This window comes from Microterricola viridarii (assembly GCF_001542775.1).
Lineage (GTDB): Bacteria > Actinomycetota > Actinomycetes > Actinomycetales > Microbacteriaceae > Microterricola > Microterricola viridarii_A.
On sequence record NZ_CP014145.1, the window covers coordinates 1,657,844 to 1,671,036 of the forward strand.

A 13,193-nucleotide genomic window follows, 5' to 3' on the forward strand; every position below is an offset into this window, starting at 1 on the left:
TCCCCCGTTAGTTGCTTCTCATCGCGCTGCGCACACTCGTGAACTGGCCCTCGATCGCCCGTGAGGCGAACTGGAAGCGCAGCACGGTGTCGATGTTCGAGAGCGTCTCGGTATCGAGGTTGACGTTGTTGCCGTTGAGCTTCGTCGGCTCGAGTGAGCGCTCCGTCGTGGCGTCAGCGTGCCCGTCACCACGGGCGATCGAGCTGGCCAGTGCGCCCTCGAATGCAACCCGCTTGGCCGTGTAGCCGGCGGTGTTGATGTTGGCGATGTTGTCTGCGATGGTGCGTTGGCGCAGGGCCAGGCCATCCAGAGCGCTGGAGATCGCGGAGAAGCTCACGGAATCGAACACATTCGTCCTTCATGACGGCGATGCGAGTGACAGGTGGCCGATCCGTGGCCGAAGGAGGCGAGCAATCCGTGCTCATAACTCACAATCGGCCGCTCGGGTCGATCCGTTAGTGTTCGCGCGCACGCAATTGTTGTGCGCGCACAATTCGTGCGCGGGCCGGGCTCAGCCGGAGACGTCGAGGTAGACGGATGACGCGGCCGCGCGCGGGCGCGGCACGGAGCGCAGCGCCTCGAGGTGCCGCAGCACGTCGGCGCGCTCGGCGAGCAGCTCGGCCTCGCGCTCGTTCTGCCGTTGGTAGAGGGCGTCGGCGCGTTCGCGCAGGGATTCGGGGAGCACGGGCAGCTGAGCGGGAGCGCTCCACATGCCGCTGCCGGCAAAGGAGACATGGCTCGCGTCGTCGCCGACGCTGTCGGCCGGGCCGAGCTCGGCCTCCGATTCGGCGGCCGGCTCGATCTCCAGCTCGGATTCCAGCTCGGTCAGGACGCGTGCCCAGAGTTCCTCGGCCACCTCCGTCGCGCGGGCCGGCACGCTCTGCGGTCTAGGCAATGCCGATCGCTCCCGTGCCCGTGGCGGACGGTCCGGCCGGCAGGATGGCCGCGGCATCGTGCCAGGCCAGCCGCAGCGGCTCGAGCAGCGCGATGGATTCGCGGGTGCGGGCGATGTCGCGGTGGATGTTGGCCATGACGAGGGCGTTGGTGACGTACGTGTACAGCGCCAGCAGGCCGTCGGCGCCGTCCCAGACGTCGAGCTTCAGCGACCCGCTCAGCTCGGCCAGGATGGCCTGGGCGTGCTGCAGCTGTTCGCTCGCGACGCCCCAGTTCTCGACCGACTGCGCCTGCTCCGCCCGGTTGAGGTCGAGCAGCAGCCGGTCGTAGAGCATGGTGAGCAGCCGCACCGGCGTCGCCGACAGCACGGCGTCGCGGTTGAGTTGCGCAGCACGGTCGGCGGCGCCGCGCTCTGCGGCCGGTCGGCGCAGCGGCACCGGCATCGCCGCGCCGGCGAGCTGGCCGAGCGGGGTGACGGGCGCCAGGCCCGCTGCGGGTGCGGCCGGGGGCGTGACGTCGACGGGCTGTGCGGCAGTCTCGGGGGTGACGATCAGCTTCACTGCGAGTTCCCGGAGTTCAGGCCGGCCAGCTGCGAGCCGATCCAGGAGGACTGCGCGTTCAGCTTGCTGAGCTGCACCTCGAGCGCCGAGTAGGTGCGCTTGAGGGTGTCCTCTCGCAACGCCAGGCGGCGGTCCCAGTCTGCGATCTGGGTGGTGATGTCCTTGGAGAGGGCCGTCTGCCCGGTGATCTTCGCCGTGATCTGGCCGTCGTACTTGTCGGAGGCGAGGCGGGCGGCCTCCTCAAGGCGGGTCGTGATCACGGTGAGCGCGTTCTGCGTGGCCGCCGGGTCTGCGGCCAGTGACTTCGCGAACTTCTCGGCGTCGAACTCCATCCGGCCGCCCTTGGTGATGCTGATGCCGAACTCGGACGGCGAGCGGCCGTTGATGGGTGCGGATGCCGCATTCATCAGCTTCTGCTCGGCATCGCGCACGGTGCTGTCGGAGCTGAACACGCCGCCCGTCACGACGGGCTTGCCGTCGGCGCCCGTCGTTGTCGTGAGCGTGCGCTTCGTTGCGATGAAGTCGAAGATCTCGTTGAGCTTGCCGATGAGCGTCTCGGCGACCTTGCCGATGGCCTTGTCGTCACGGGCGACGGTGACAGTGATCGGCGTCGCGCTCGTAGCGGTGACGGCCACGCTGATGCCGGGCACCAGGTCCGTGAAGGTGTTGCTGCTTGACGTGATGGTCTGCGCGGCGGCCGTGCCCTTCCAGAGGGTGACCTCGGCGTTCTCGGCGCTGCGGATCGTGGTGGCGGTCAGCTGGCCGGCGGTGCCGGCGGTGACGGCCGCCTTGGTGCCGTCGTAGACGGTGAATGCGCCTGCTGTTCCCGACTCCTTGGCCGTGAGCTGCAGGCGGTAGAGGGTGTCGCCGGTCACGGCGTCAACACCGGAGGCGACACGAGTGGCCTGCACACCGGCATCCGCGGCGTTGATGGCCGAGACGACGTCGAACAGCGACGACGACTCAGCGGTGATCTCGGTCAGCGTGCCGTCGGCCGACTTGACGGTGAGCACGGGCGGGTCAGTCGGCCAGGTGGCCATGGCGTCGGTCACGAGCTGCTGCGATTGCGCCAGCTTCTCGACGGTGACATCGAGCTGCGTGGCCCCGGCACCCTTGCTGACCGTGACGGTGGCGGACTTGTCGGAGCTGCTGGCCGTGTAGAGGTCGAGGGCGTCCGGCTTCATGCCGTTCTTGCCCAGCTCCGCGAGGGCCGCGACCGAGCTGTTCAAGGTCTGGAGCGACTTGAGGTAGTTCTGCGTGGAGACGTACTTGTTCTGCAGGAGGTTCTGCGGGATCGCCTCGACAGCCATCAACGACTTGATGAGATCCGCGGTGTTGAGCCCGCTGACGAGTCCGCCGAGAGAGATTCCCATGAGTTCTGCCTTCGCGTTTCGACTGTCGCGCGTTCCTGCCGCGCGGGTGGATACTGCACGAGGGCCGGTGCGGGGCGAGACAGGTCTGTCACGCCCGGCACCGGCCGTCGTTGTGTAGCGATGCTCTACTGCTGGTCAGATGCGGCGTGTTGCCGCGCCTGGCTAGCGGAGGAGCTGGAGAACGCCCTGGTTGGACTGGTTCGCCTGCGCGAGCATGGCGGTACCGGCCTGCGACAGCACGTTCGAGCGGGTGTACTTGACCATCTCGGACGCCATGTCGGTGTCGCGGATGCGCGACTCGGCAGCCGAGAGGTTCTCCTTCGACACGTTGAGGCTCTTGATGGTCGACTCGAAGCGGTTCTGCTGCGCACCGAGGTCGGCGCGAGCGGTCGAGACCGCGGTGATGTGTCCGTCGAGGGCCGTGATCGTTGCCAGCGCAGCGGTCTTGTCGGCGAAGCCGGCAGTGGCGAGCGTGGTAACAGCCGCACCGATCGTCGAGACGTTGGTGAGGTTGACCGCGATCTGGTCCTCAGCGGCAACGCCGCCGGCGCCGACCTGGAAGGTCAGGCTGGCGTTGGAGCCATCGAGCAGCTTGATGCCGTTGAAGTTGGTCGACGCACCGATACGCGTGAGCTCTGCACCCAGCGCGGTGACCTCGGTTGCGATGGCCTCACGCGACTTCGCGTTGTTCGAGTCGTTGCCGGACTGCACGGCGAGGTCACGAACGCGCTGCAGGATGGAGTGCACCTCGGTCAGGGCGCCTTCAGCGGTCTGGATGACGCTGATGCCGTCCTGTGCGTTGCGAGCGGCGACCGTGAGGCCACCGACCTGCGAACGCAGACCCTCGGAGATCGCGAGACCAGCTGCATCGTCGGCCGCACGGTTGATACGCAGACCACTGGAGAGCTTCTCCAGCGACTTCGACAGGTCGTTCTGCGTGATGGACAGGTTGCGGTACGAGTTGTTGGCCGCAATGTTGGTGTTGATCTGCATACCCATGATGAATTCCTCCGTGAGTGGGTTTCGGTACACCGGCCCATCCGTGGGCCAGTACTTTGCACAATCGACCGACCGGAGGCATCCGTTAGCGAGTCACGGAAAATTCTTGCCCGTGCGGGTGGCTAGCCGACGTTGCTGATCAGCGAGGGAGCAGTGGCGGCCCGCGCGCCCTGGCCGAGGTGCTCCTCGAAGCGCGAGAGGTAGGCGACGCGGCGGGTCGCTGTGAGCTTGGGGTCCGGCACGCTCTGCACCTCTGCGTCGTCCGAGTAGCGCTCACCCAGCCCGTCGCGGATCAGCCGGAGCGCCTCTGAGCGCTGCTGCGAGACGGCGGAGTGGGTGATGCCCAGGTCTTCGGCGATCTCCTTGACGGTCCTGTCGTCGAAGTAGATGGCGCGCACAATCATGGCCATCCGCTCCGGCAGGGCGTCGACGGCTGCGGTGACGAAGCGCTGCCGCTCGTCCAGCAGCAGGGACTCCTCCGGCGAGGTCATCTCGGAGACGAGGTATTCCGCCGTGCTGTCGTCGATGGTGGTGACGGTACGCGCCGCATCGGAGAGGGCGGCAGCCGCGGTCTCCCGGTCGACGCCGAGCGCTGCGGCCAGTTCATCGACGTTGGGAACCCGGCCGAGCGTGGCCGTCAACGTCTCGCGAGCGGAGACCGTCTCGGTGATCCGCTTGCGGGCGGAGCGCGTCGCCCAGTCGCTGGAGCGCATCTCATCGGCAAACGCGCCGAGGATGCGGGTGCGGGCGTAGGCACCGAACGGTATCCCCCGCTCGACATCGAAGTTGTCGGCGCACGTCACCAGCGCGAGCGCGCCGGCAGCGGCGAGGTCGTCCCGAGAGAGGTGACTTGCCCTGGCACAGACGTCGTTCACCAGGTAGCCGACAAGCGGCAGGTTGGCGACGACGAGATCATTGCGGTCCGCACGATTCACAAATATCAATTCCTGCAATTGTGGCAGCGTGCAGGGTTCACGTACCGGTTTGGACGATTGACGCGGGTAATCGGGTCAGTTCCTCGGGTGTTCCAACGCTAACAATGCATGGGGCTCGACACGCGGGGGAATGTCCCCCAATGAGGGTGTCCTCCAAAGTGACGACCCCCGTTCGGGGCCGCGCCCTTTCACGAAGGCCTCAGGCCCCGTCACTAACATGAAAGCTTGGCCTGCCGACAGTGGTTGGGAACCGAAAAAGTTTCCCTGCTTCCGGCAGTACCCGATTGAAAGGCGAGCCAGTGGGCGTCAACGAACTCTCTGCCGTGCTGTGGCGCGAAAGGGAACTTCTCGAGCTGCTGCTGTTCAAGCTTGAGGAGGAGCAGCTGCTGCTCACCGCGGGCAAGTCTCGCTGGGTCGGCCACGCCAGCCGTGAGATCGAACAGGTGATGGTGCGCCTGCGCGACATCGCACTCAGCCGCTCCGTTGAAGTAACCAGCGTCGGCACTGAGTGGGCCTGCGCCGAAGATGCCACGCTGCGCGAGATCATTGCGGCCGCACCCGCCGGTCCGTGGCAGGACATCTTCGCAGCGCACCTCACCGCGCTGACCGAACTCACCGTGCAGATCCGCGACATCCGCGATGTGAACGAGCAGTTCCTGCGCACCGCCGTGCGCAGCGTGCAGGAGACGCTCGCCGGCGTGGAAGCGGCCTCGGGAACCTACGACTCGAGCGGCGCTGCCCAGCACGCCCACGCGTCATCCATGCTCTTCGACGAGAAACTGTGAGCCAACGCACGTGAGTACTTTCAGCGGATTGAACACGGCTTACCGCGGACTCGCGGCCGCCAAGGCCGGCATCGACGTCTCCGGTCAGAACATCGCCAACGCCCGCACAGAGGGGTACACCAGGCAGCGCCTGACCACCTCGGCGATCGGTGGTCCGACCATGGCCGGCAAGTTCTCGGTCGGCGTCCGCCCGGGCGGCGGCGTCAACATCGACGGGATCGCCCGCCTGGGCGACATGCACTTGGATGCCCGCGTGCGCGCCTCGGCCGCCGTCTCCGGTTTCAGCGCGGTGCGCGCCGGCGTGTTCTCCGGCCTCGAGGCCGTGCTGCACGAGCCGGGCCCCAACGGCATCTCGACCCAGCTGCAGAGCTTCTGGGCCTCCTGGCAAGAGCTCTCCAACAGCGCGGGTGAGGGCGCCCAGTCCGGTCTGCTGCTGCAGCAGTCCCAGGTGCTCGCCCAGCAGATCTCCTCCACCTACACCGAGTTCGACAACCAGTGGACCCAGGTGCGCGGTGAAGTGCGCGACCTCGCAGCAGAGCTCAACGGCGCAGCGAGCCAGCTCGCCGACCTGAACGGACGCATCCGCCAGGCGACGGCGTCCGGCGGCTCGGTGAACGAACTGCTCGACCAGCGCAATCTGCTCACCACGACGATCGCCGCCATCGCCGGCGGCACGGTGCGGGATGCCGGCGACGGCACCATCGACGTCTACATCGGCGGCAACGCCCTCGTCACCGGCACCACGGCGCGCGTGGTCAACGTGGTCGGCTCGAACACTATGGCCGGCGCGGATGCCGCACCGGTCACGCTCGAGTGGGCGCACCGCCCCGGCACCGCGATCTCCCTCGACGGGGGCGAACTGGCCGGTGCGGTCTCGACGCTGGCGCCCGCCTCGAGCGGCGGAGCCATCGCCAAGGCCGCGGCCTCGCTCAACGACTTCGCCCTGAAGCTCGCGGATGCCGTGAACACCGTGCACCGCACCGGCGTCAGCTCCGACGGCAGCACCAACCTCGAATTCTTCGCGTTTGCCGCTGGCAAGCCGGCCGCGCAGGGCCTCACGGTCGTGCCCACCGGCGCGGCGGGCATCGCGACCGGCGGCCCCGGCCTCGGCAACAGCGACGGCAGCATCGCCGACAAGATCTCGCAGCTGGGCGTCGGCCCCGGCTCACCGGATTCCGTCTGGTCGAACTTCGTCGTCGAACTCGGCATCGCCACACGCTCAGAGAAGCGTCAGGCCGATCTGGCCGCGTTGGCCACCACCTCGGCCGTCGGGATGCAGTTGGCGAACGCATCCGTCGACCTCGATGAGGAGAACGTGAGCCTGCTCATGTACCAGCACGCCTATCAGGGCGCGGCGCGCGTGATGACGGCCGTCGACGAGATGCTCGATGTGCTGATCAACCGCACCGGGCTCGTGGGAAGGTAAGCAATGATCTCCAGAGTCACCCAACAGACCACGTTGCTCACGGCGCAGCGCAACCTGCAGGCGAACGCAGCACAGCTGGCCAAGCTGCAGGACCAGGCGTCTACGCGCAAGGCGTTCTCGCGCGCATCCGAAGACCCGAGCGGCGCCGCCGACGCGCTCCGTATTCGGGCGCAGCAGCGGGCCAACGACCAGCACAGCCGCAACGTCAACAACGGCCTCGGCTGGGTCACCACCCTCGACTCGACGCTCACCGAGGTCAACGACGTGATGAAGCGCGTGCGCGACCTCACCGTGCAGGGCGCCAACGACGGATCGCTCTCCGCCACCGCCAAGGAAGCGATCGCCGTCGAGCTGGACAGCTTGAAAGACCACCTGCTCGGCCTCGCGAACACGCAGTACCTGGGCCGCACCGTCTTCGCCGGCAACTCGAGTGACGGCGTCGCGTTCAACCCCGACTACAGCTTCACCGGAGCGCCGGGCAGCGAAGTGAACCGCCGTGTCGGCCCCGACACGACGGTGCGCGTGGACGGCGACGGTTCCGCCGTCTTCGGCGAGGGGGCGACCTCGGTCTTCGCCCTCATCGAGGGCATCGCCGCCGACCTCCGCGGCGGCACCAACATCGGCGCCCGCCTGGGCGACATCGACCAGCGCATGAGCGCCGTTCGCACCGAACACTCCGCGGTCGGCAGCCGCCACGCACTCATCATGCGCGCCGAGGAGGCAGTCATGGACAAAACCGTTTCGTTCGAGGCACAACGCGCCGCGGTCGAGGACATCGAACTCAGCCGCATCATCCTGGACCTCAAAGCCCAGGAGATCACCTACCAGGCCGCGCTGGGCGTCACCGCCCGCGTGCTGCAGCCGACGCTGATGGACTTCCTGCGATGAGCACTCTGAACTTCATCGCCTCGCCTCCCGGCTTCGAGCCGAGCCTGCAGTTCGCCTTCACCCCGGTGGATGGCTCGACCGGGCTCTACACGCTGGCCGCGACGGATGACGAGGCACGACGTGTCTTCGTCGTCGACGCCGCCATCTACCTGCAGGACTACTCGCCGAGCCTGAACACCGCTCAGGCCGAGGCGCTGGGCCTGACCTCCGGCGCGGACGCCCAGGTCTACGTCGTGGCCAACGCCGCGGCATCCGGAACCACCGTCAACCTGCTGGCCCCCGTCGTGGTGAACTCGGTCACGAACGCGGCCGCCCAGTTCATCCTCGACGGCGACTGGCCGCTGCGCGCGCCCCTCGGCGCCTAGCCCCCTCCGCGCTACCGCATCGAGCCACCAAAAAACGTACCAAGACGCCGGTCTTGGTACGTTCTTTGGCGAGTGGATGACGCCGGCCGGGAGTTCCCGGCGGGTTGGCTCAGGACGCGGGCGGAGCCTCTGCCGGTTCCGCGTCGACGGTGCGGGCGGGCAGGCCCGCCTCGATCGCGGCAATCACGGCCGGGTCGTCGGGCGTGACCGCCGACCGGAAGCGCGTGATCGCGCCGTCGGCGCCGATCACAAACTTCTCGAAGTTCCAGCGCACGCGACCCGTCTTGCCACCGGTGTCCGGCACATCGTGCAGCTCGTTGTAGAGCGGATGCGCGTGACGACCGTTGACCTTGACCTTCTCCATGAGGGGGAACGTCACGCCGTAGTTGATCGAGCAGAAATCCTGGATCTTGTCGGCATTGCCCGGCTCCTGCCCGGCGAACTGGTTGCAGGGGAAGCCGACGATGGTCAGCCCCTGCTCGCCATACTTCTCGTGCAGGGCCTCCAGCTGGGTGTACTGCGGAGTAAAGCCACACTTGGACGCCACGTTCACGACGAGCAGGGCACCGTCGCCGAACTCGGCAAGCGTTGTGCTGCGACCGTCAAGGGTGGTCACGGGGATCTCACGAATGTTCACAGGCTCAGCGTACGCGGATTCACCATCCGGAGGGCCAATCATTCGCCGTTGTAGGCAGCTTCCAAGACTGCGATGTCCAGCTTCGTCATCGTCAGCATCGCCTGCATCGCGCGCCCAGCCTTGGCCGGGTCGGGGTCGGAGAGCAGCTCGCCCAGCCGGGGCGGCACGATCTGCCAAGAGATGCCGTATTTGTCGGTGAGCCAGCCACACTGCCCCGGCTCTCCCCCATCGGCGGTGAGCGCGCCCCAGAGGCGGTCGATGTCTGCCTGCGTCTGTGCACTCACCGAGAGCGAGATGGCCGCGCTGGGCCCGGGCGCCGGCGCACCGTTGATCGCCTGCATCTCCAGCCCGTCGAGCGTGAACTCGACGGCCAGCGCCGTGCCGGCCGGCATCGGGCCGCCCTCGCCGTAGCGCGTCACCGTGTTGATGCGCGAGTTCTCGAAGACCGACGCGTACAGCGTGGCGGCATCCTCTGCTTGGCTGTCGAACCACAGGCACGGTTTGATGGAGTTCATAGCTCTGCTCACCTCGTTGTGACTGGCCCCGACCGGGGCCGTGCGCTGGCAGCCTCGCCGGGCTTTCACAAGGCCGTTAAACAGGCTACGCCGCCCCGCGTGGCCGCGCAGATAAATCTGCGAGCCAGGCGAGGCGGCGCGTGCCGGTTGCGGTGGGCGGATGCGGGTTAGTACCAGCCCTGCGACTCCGAGGTGTCCCACGCGCCGCATGGGGTGCCGTAGCGGCCCGAGATGTAGCCGAGGCCCCAGGTGATCTGGGTTGCCGGGTTGGTCTGCCAGTCAGCTCCGGCCGAGGCCATCTTGCTTCCGGGCAGAGCCTGCGGGATGCCGGCTGCGCCGCTCGAGGCGTTGTAGGCGTTGATGTTCCAGCCGGACTCCTTGTTCCAGAGGGCGACGAGGCAACCGAACTGGTCATCGCCCCAGCCGTACTGGGAGGCCATCAGGTCACGGGCGATCGCCTGGGCGCCGCTCGGGTCAGACGGAGCGGAGGGGCGGGACCCGCCGGACGAGGAGGAGCCGGAGTCGGACGCAGCGTTCTTCGCGGCTTCTGCCTCAGCGGCAGCCGCTGCGGCAGCTGCCTCGGCGGCGGCCTGTGCAGCGACCTGCTCGGCGGCGACACGGTCGACCTCGGCCAGCGCGGCCTGAACGCCGACCGTCTTGCCCTTGGTGGTGTCCACGAGCTCGAACACCCGGTCGGGTGCGAGGAGCTCGAAGTTCGACAGGGCTGCAACAGAGGAGGCGAGATCGCCGGCATCCGTCTTGCCCGAGGCGGCCGCAATCACGGTGTTGGCCTCGTCGATGGTTGTCGACGCGGCTCGTGCGGCGTGCGCCGAGGCGATGGTCGAGTACGCGTCCAGCTGCTCGTGGGCGAAGCCAGAGGCGTTGTTCATGGCGGTCGTGGCGGCGATGCGCTCGTTCTGGGCGACAACCGAGGATTGCACAACGAAACCGGTTCCTGCGACGGCGCTGATGGCGATGACGGCTCCCGCGACGAGCAGCTTATTGCGGCCGCGACGGCGGTTCCGGATCTGGGCCCTGGTGACACCGGGCTCGATCGTGGGCTTTTCTGGGCGAATCGTTGAAGAGTTGAAGTTAGGCATGACTTTCACAAGGCGAACCGCTCGAGATCGTGCTGAGAGCGACTCTTGTCGGGAACGTCCCGGGCGGGGGCCCCGGGCGAAGTTGCAAGTATGCACACGCTGTCTGGACGAGTCCTCCTCATGATCTGGCAATGTCCTCCGAATCTGTTTCCGTCTTTTTCACTGCCCCGGGGCCCGAAAAGGCGTCGCAGCCGCGCGTGCTGCACACCGGCTACGCTGGCCAGATGAGCGCAACCTCGGCACAGATATCCGGCGCCGCGCGGCCGAATAAAGGCGTGCTGACCAGCGGTTTGCCAAATTCGCCCGGAGTGGGCGGCCGTGTTCACCCGCGCCGGCCAGGCGCTGGCCCCCGCGTCGCGACCGTCAAACGGGGCGCGAGGCCAGGGCGCCTTCCCGGCGGCATCCACTTGCGCGGCCGTTGCGGCGAAATTAAGCCAACTTTGAGGCGGTACAGAGCGGTACACGGGGCGGTTGCCGTCTGCCAGAGGGAGGGTGCCCGATGAATCCGCGCCCGCTCGGCCACGCCGTTCTCGACGTGGTGCAGGCAGTTCCGGCCGCCGCCGAAGCGTGGGCGCTGCTGCGCCGGATCCCCCGGTTGCCGGAGGCCTCCGGGCCCCGGCGCGGCCTGGCCGGTGGCCCTGTTGGAGCTGGGGCGCAGTCGCCCGCCATCACACTGCTGGTGCTGGGCGAGTCGACGGCCGCGGGAGTGGGCGCGCCGACACAGGAGTCCGCACTCGGCGGCCGCCTCGCCGAGGCGTTTGCCGCCCGCAGCGGCCATCCCGTGCGCTGGCAGGTGGCCGGTCAGAACGGCGCGACAATCCGCCGCATCCGCCACCGCCTGCTGGCAGAGGCCGATGAAGCCCCGATCGACGTGGCCGTGATCGCGGCCGGCGCCAATGACGTGATGAGAGGGCGCAGCACCTCCGAATGGGAGGAGCACCTGCGCGCGATCGCTGGCAACGTGCGGGGTGCCGCCGGAGGCGGCGAGACTCTCGTCGTGTTGACCGGCGTTCCGCCGTTCTCGCACTGCCCCGCCTTGCGCCGCCCGCTCCGCGACTACCTTGCGCGTCGAGCGGCACGGATCGACGCCCGCTCGGCCGAGCTCTGCCGTGAGCTGGGGATCCTCTTCCTCCCGTTCATCGAAGGCGAAATGGAGCTGGGCGACGACTTCTTCGCGGAGGACCAGTTCCACCCGTCGGCGACGGGCTATGCGCTCTGGGCCGAATACATCGCCGCCCACATTGCTGACCGGCTGCGCGACGACACTGAGAGCAGGACCGGCACCGGCTAGCTCACGCCTCGGGGTCGCGGGCCACGCCCGGTTGAAGCCGCAGCCGGAACAGCCGCACCCTGCGCCCCGACTCCCGCTCGTAACCGCGGTAGCCCGGCCACTGCGCCTCGATGCGCTGCCACGCCTGCTCGCGTTCGGCCGCGCCGAGCAGTTCGGCGTGCACCGGCACGCGCCGCCCGCGCACCGTGATCGCGGCATCCGGACGGGCCAGCAGGTTGTAGCTCCACGCCGGGTGCTTGTCGCGGGCGAAACTCGTGCCCGCGACGAGCGCACTCCCCGGCCATCCGGCGTGTACATGAGCTCGGTGTCGCGCGGGGCACCGGTCTTCGCGCCGGTGCTGTGCAGCAGCAATGACGGAACGAGCAGACCGCTCAGCTGCATACGCCCACCGCTCAGCGCGGTGACCACGCGCTCCAGCACGGGCAGGACGGTCGGAGCCGCCCAGCGGAACGCGCGGGTGTGCGTGAGCGGCGCGACCACGCTGCGAACGATCTGCACGACGGTGATCTTCTCAACTGGGGCCATGCAGGCATTCTGCCGGGGCAGACTGGATCTGCGAAAGGCTTTCGAGCGGCGGATGCCGCGGCACGGCCACTCAGCAGCCGGGCCCCTCCGGCTGCTCGAGGCAGTTGCCGGCTACCAGCACTGTCGTTGCCGACTTCACGGCCACCGGCGAGGCGGCCCCCGCGACGCGGATGCTGCCCGCAATCGAGTGCCATGCTCCCCCACCGAACCGGTACTCGGCCGCGAGCTCGACGGCGACCGTCGCGGCGAAGTCACCGCGCGTCGTGTAGACGTGGCTGGTGCTCGTCTCCGCGAACTCCGCCACCCCGGTTGCACTCCAGCTCGCGCCCCCGGAGGCGCTGTACCGCGTGCTCCCGTCGCCGTAGTCCCAGGCGTAGCCGGCGGGAGTGAAGCGCACCTCGGCCGGGAAGTTCAGCAGGCGCCCGGCGATGACCTCGACGGATGCCGCCGCCACGAAGTTCGTCGGCAGCCCGCGCACCGCCCACCCGGCCGGCTCCATCGCGAGCGTCGGTGCGGAGGCCCGGAACGAGGCGATGTCGCTCCAGGTCACCACGAGCTCTGGATCGCAGACATCCGGTGCATCCCGGCACTCCGGCGGCTGACCGTTGTCGTTGGCCGGCGTCTCCTCGGCGCCCAGCACAGGCGGGGTCTGGGCGTCCGTGCCGCCCCCAACGCTCTCGAAGCCGTCGCCTCCGGCTCCCCCGCCTGACACGTTCTCGCCCTGCCCGATGAGGTCCACGCCGTCGGGAGTGAGGCCGGCGTCAACGTCGGGGCAGCCTCCCAGCGCGTAGTCAAGTTCCGTGCATGTTGAGGCATCAGCGGGTGATCCAGCGGGGAAGACAGTCATGGCCACAATCACTAGGGCTCCCACAACTGCACCGATGCCACGCGAAACAGATT

At 68.2% G+C, this 13,193-nt stretch carries 16 protein-coding genes; 5 read left to right on the forward strand and 11 right to left on the reverse strand.

Going from position 1 to position 13,193, the window contains the following annotated elements; translation table 11 throughout:
• Positions 1–7: 7 nt before the first annotated feature.
• The 6 genes from flgB to AWU67_RS07705 form a co-directional block, all read right to left on the reverse strand.
• Entirely contained in the window at positions 8–349 is a 342-nt protein-coding gene (flgB, locus tag AWU67_RS07680; RefSeq protein ID WP_067227542.1) for a flagellar basal body rod protein FlgB, read from the reverse strand.
• Positions 350–511: 162 nt separating this feature from the next.
• Positions 512–877: a hypothetical protein gene (locus AWU67_RS07685; protein ID WP_067227544.1), complete on the reverse strand. Its 366-nt coding sequence runs from the start codon at positions 875–877 to the stop codon at positions 512–514.
• A 10-nt stretch (positions 878–887) separates the two neighbouring features.
• A complete protein-coding gene (locus tag AWU67_RS07690; RefSeq protein WP_335339038.1) occupies positions 888–1,454 on the reverse strand; it encodes a flagellar export chaperone FliS in 567 nt (188 codons plus the stop codon).
• A complete protein-coding gene (gene fliD / locus AWU67_RS07695) occupies positions 1,451–2,827 on the reverse strand; it encodes a flagellar filament capping protein FliD (RefSeq protein ID WP_067227547.1) in 1,377 nt (458 codons plus the stop codon). Before fliD ends, AWU67_RS07690 begins: the two co-directional genes overlap by 4 nt.
• A gap of 162 nt (positions 2,828–2,989) precedes the next feature.
• Positions 2,990–3,826 (reverse strand): flagellin, encoded by an 837-nt coding sequence (locus AWU67_RS07700; RefSeq protein WP_067227550.1) that lies wholly within the window; start codon positions 3,824–3,826, stop codon positions 2,990–2,992.
• Between the two features lie 122 nt (positions 3,827–3,948).
• Positions 3,949–4,761, reverse strand: coding sequence for a sigma-70 family RNA polymerase sigma factor (locus tag AWU67_RS07705; RefSeq protein ID WP_067227552.1), 813 nt, complete (start codon positions 4,759–4,761; stop codon positions 3,949–3,951).
• A gap of 299 nt (positions 4,762–5,060) precedes the next feature.
• Between AWU67_RS07705 and flgN the strand changes: the two genes are divergently transcribed.
• Genes flgN through fliW form a run of 4 tightly spaced genes read left to right on the forward strand, consistent with a single transcriptional unit; the run spans position 5,061 to position 8,225 of the window.
• On the forward strand, positions 5,061–5,546 hold the full coding sequence (gene flgN / locus AWU67_RS07710) for a flagellar export chaperone FlgN (RefSeq protein WP_067227554.1): 486 nt from the start codon (positions 5,061–5,063) through the stop codon (positions 5,544–5,546).
• Positions 5,547–5,556: 10 nt separating this feature from the next.
• Positions 5,557–6,972, forward strand: coding sequence for a flagellar hook-associated protein FlgK (gene flgK, locus AWU67_RS07715; protein ID WP_067227556.1), 1,416 nt, complete (start codon positions 5,557–5,559; stop codon positions 6,970–6,972).
• Between the two features lie 3 nt (positions 6,973–6,975).
• Positions 6,976–7,860, forward strand: a complete 885-nt coding sequence (gene flgL, locus AWU67_RS07720; protein WP_067227559.1) for a flagellar hook-associated protein FlgL — start codon at positions 6,976–6,978, stop codon at positions 7,858–7,860.
• Positions 7,857–8,225 carry a flagellar assembly protein FliW gene (gene fliW / locus AWU67_RS07725; RefSeq protein ID WP_067227562.1) on the forward strand — a complete coding sequence of 123 codons (369 nt, stop codon included), beginning with the start codon at positions 7,857–7,859 and terminating at the stop codon, positions 8,223–8,225. The genes flgL and fliW overlap by 4 nt, the downstream gene beginning before the upstream one ends.
• 109 nt (positions 8,226–8,334) lie before the next feature.
• On the opposite strand, the gene AWU67_RS07730 is transcribed toward fliW, so the two are convergent.
• The 3 genes from AWU67_RS07730 to AWU67_RS07740 all read right to left on the reverse strand — a co-directional run bounded on the left by AWU67_RS07730 (position 8,335) and on the right by AWU67_RS07740 (position 10,477).
• Positions 8,335–8,904 carry a glutathione peroxidase gene (locus AWU67_RS07730; protein WP_129586661.1) on the reverse strand — a complete coding sequence of 190 codons (570 nt, stop codon included), beginning with the start codon at positions 8,902–8,904 and terminating at the stop codon, positions 8,335–8,337.
• Positions 8,901–9,377: a VOC family protein gene (locus tag AWU67_RS07735; protein ID WP_067227568.1), complete on the reverse strand. Its 477-nt coding sequence runs from the start codon at positions 9,375–9,377 to the stop codon at positions 8,901–8,903. Before AWU67_RS07735 ends, AWU67_RS07730 begins: the two co-directional genes overlap by 4 nt.
• Positions 9,378–9,544: 167 nt before the next feature.
• Positions 9,545–10,477, reverse strand: coding sequence for a lytic transglycosylase domain-containing protein (locus AWU67_RS07740; protein WP_067227570.1), 933 nt, complete (start codon positions 10,475–10,477; stop codon positions 9,545–9,547).
• 499 nt (positions 10,478–10,976) lie between these two features.
• On the opposite strand from AWU67_RS07740, the gene AWU67_RS07745 reads away from it, so the two are divergent.
• Positions 10,977–11,768, forward strand: coding sequence for an SGNH/GDSL hydrolase family protein (locus AWU67_RS07745; RefSeq protein ID WP_067227572.1), 792 nt, complete (start codon positions 10,977–10,979; stop codon positions 11,766–11,768).
• Position 11,769: 1 nt separating this feature from the next.
• Here the strand turns inward: AWU67_RS07745 and AWU67_RS07750 are convergent, their stop codons facing one another.
• Both AWU67_RS07750 and AWU67_RS07755 read right to left on the reverse strand, forming a co-directional pair.
• Positions 11,770–12,213, reverse strand: a complete 444-nt coding sequence (locus AWU67_RS07750) for a nitroreductase family deazaflavin-dependent oxidoreductase (protein WP_335339042.1) — start codon at positions 12,211–12,213, stop codon at positions 11,770–11,772.
• 150 nt (positions 12,214–12,363) lie between these two features.
• Positions 12,364–13,140, reverse strand: a complete 777-nt coding sequence (locus AWU67_RS07755; RefSeq protein WP_160329732.1) for a PKD domain-containing protein — start codon at positions 13,138–13,140, stop codon at positions 12,364–12,366.
• Positions 13,141–13,193: the final 53 nt, after the last annotated feature.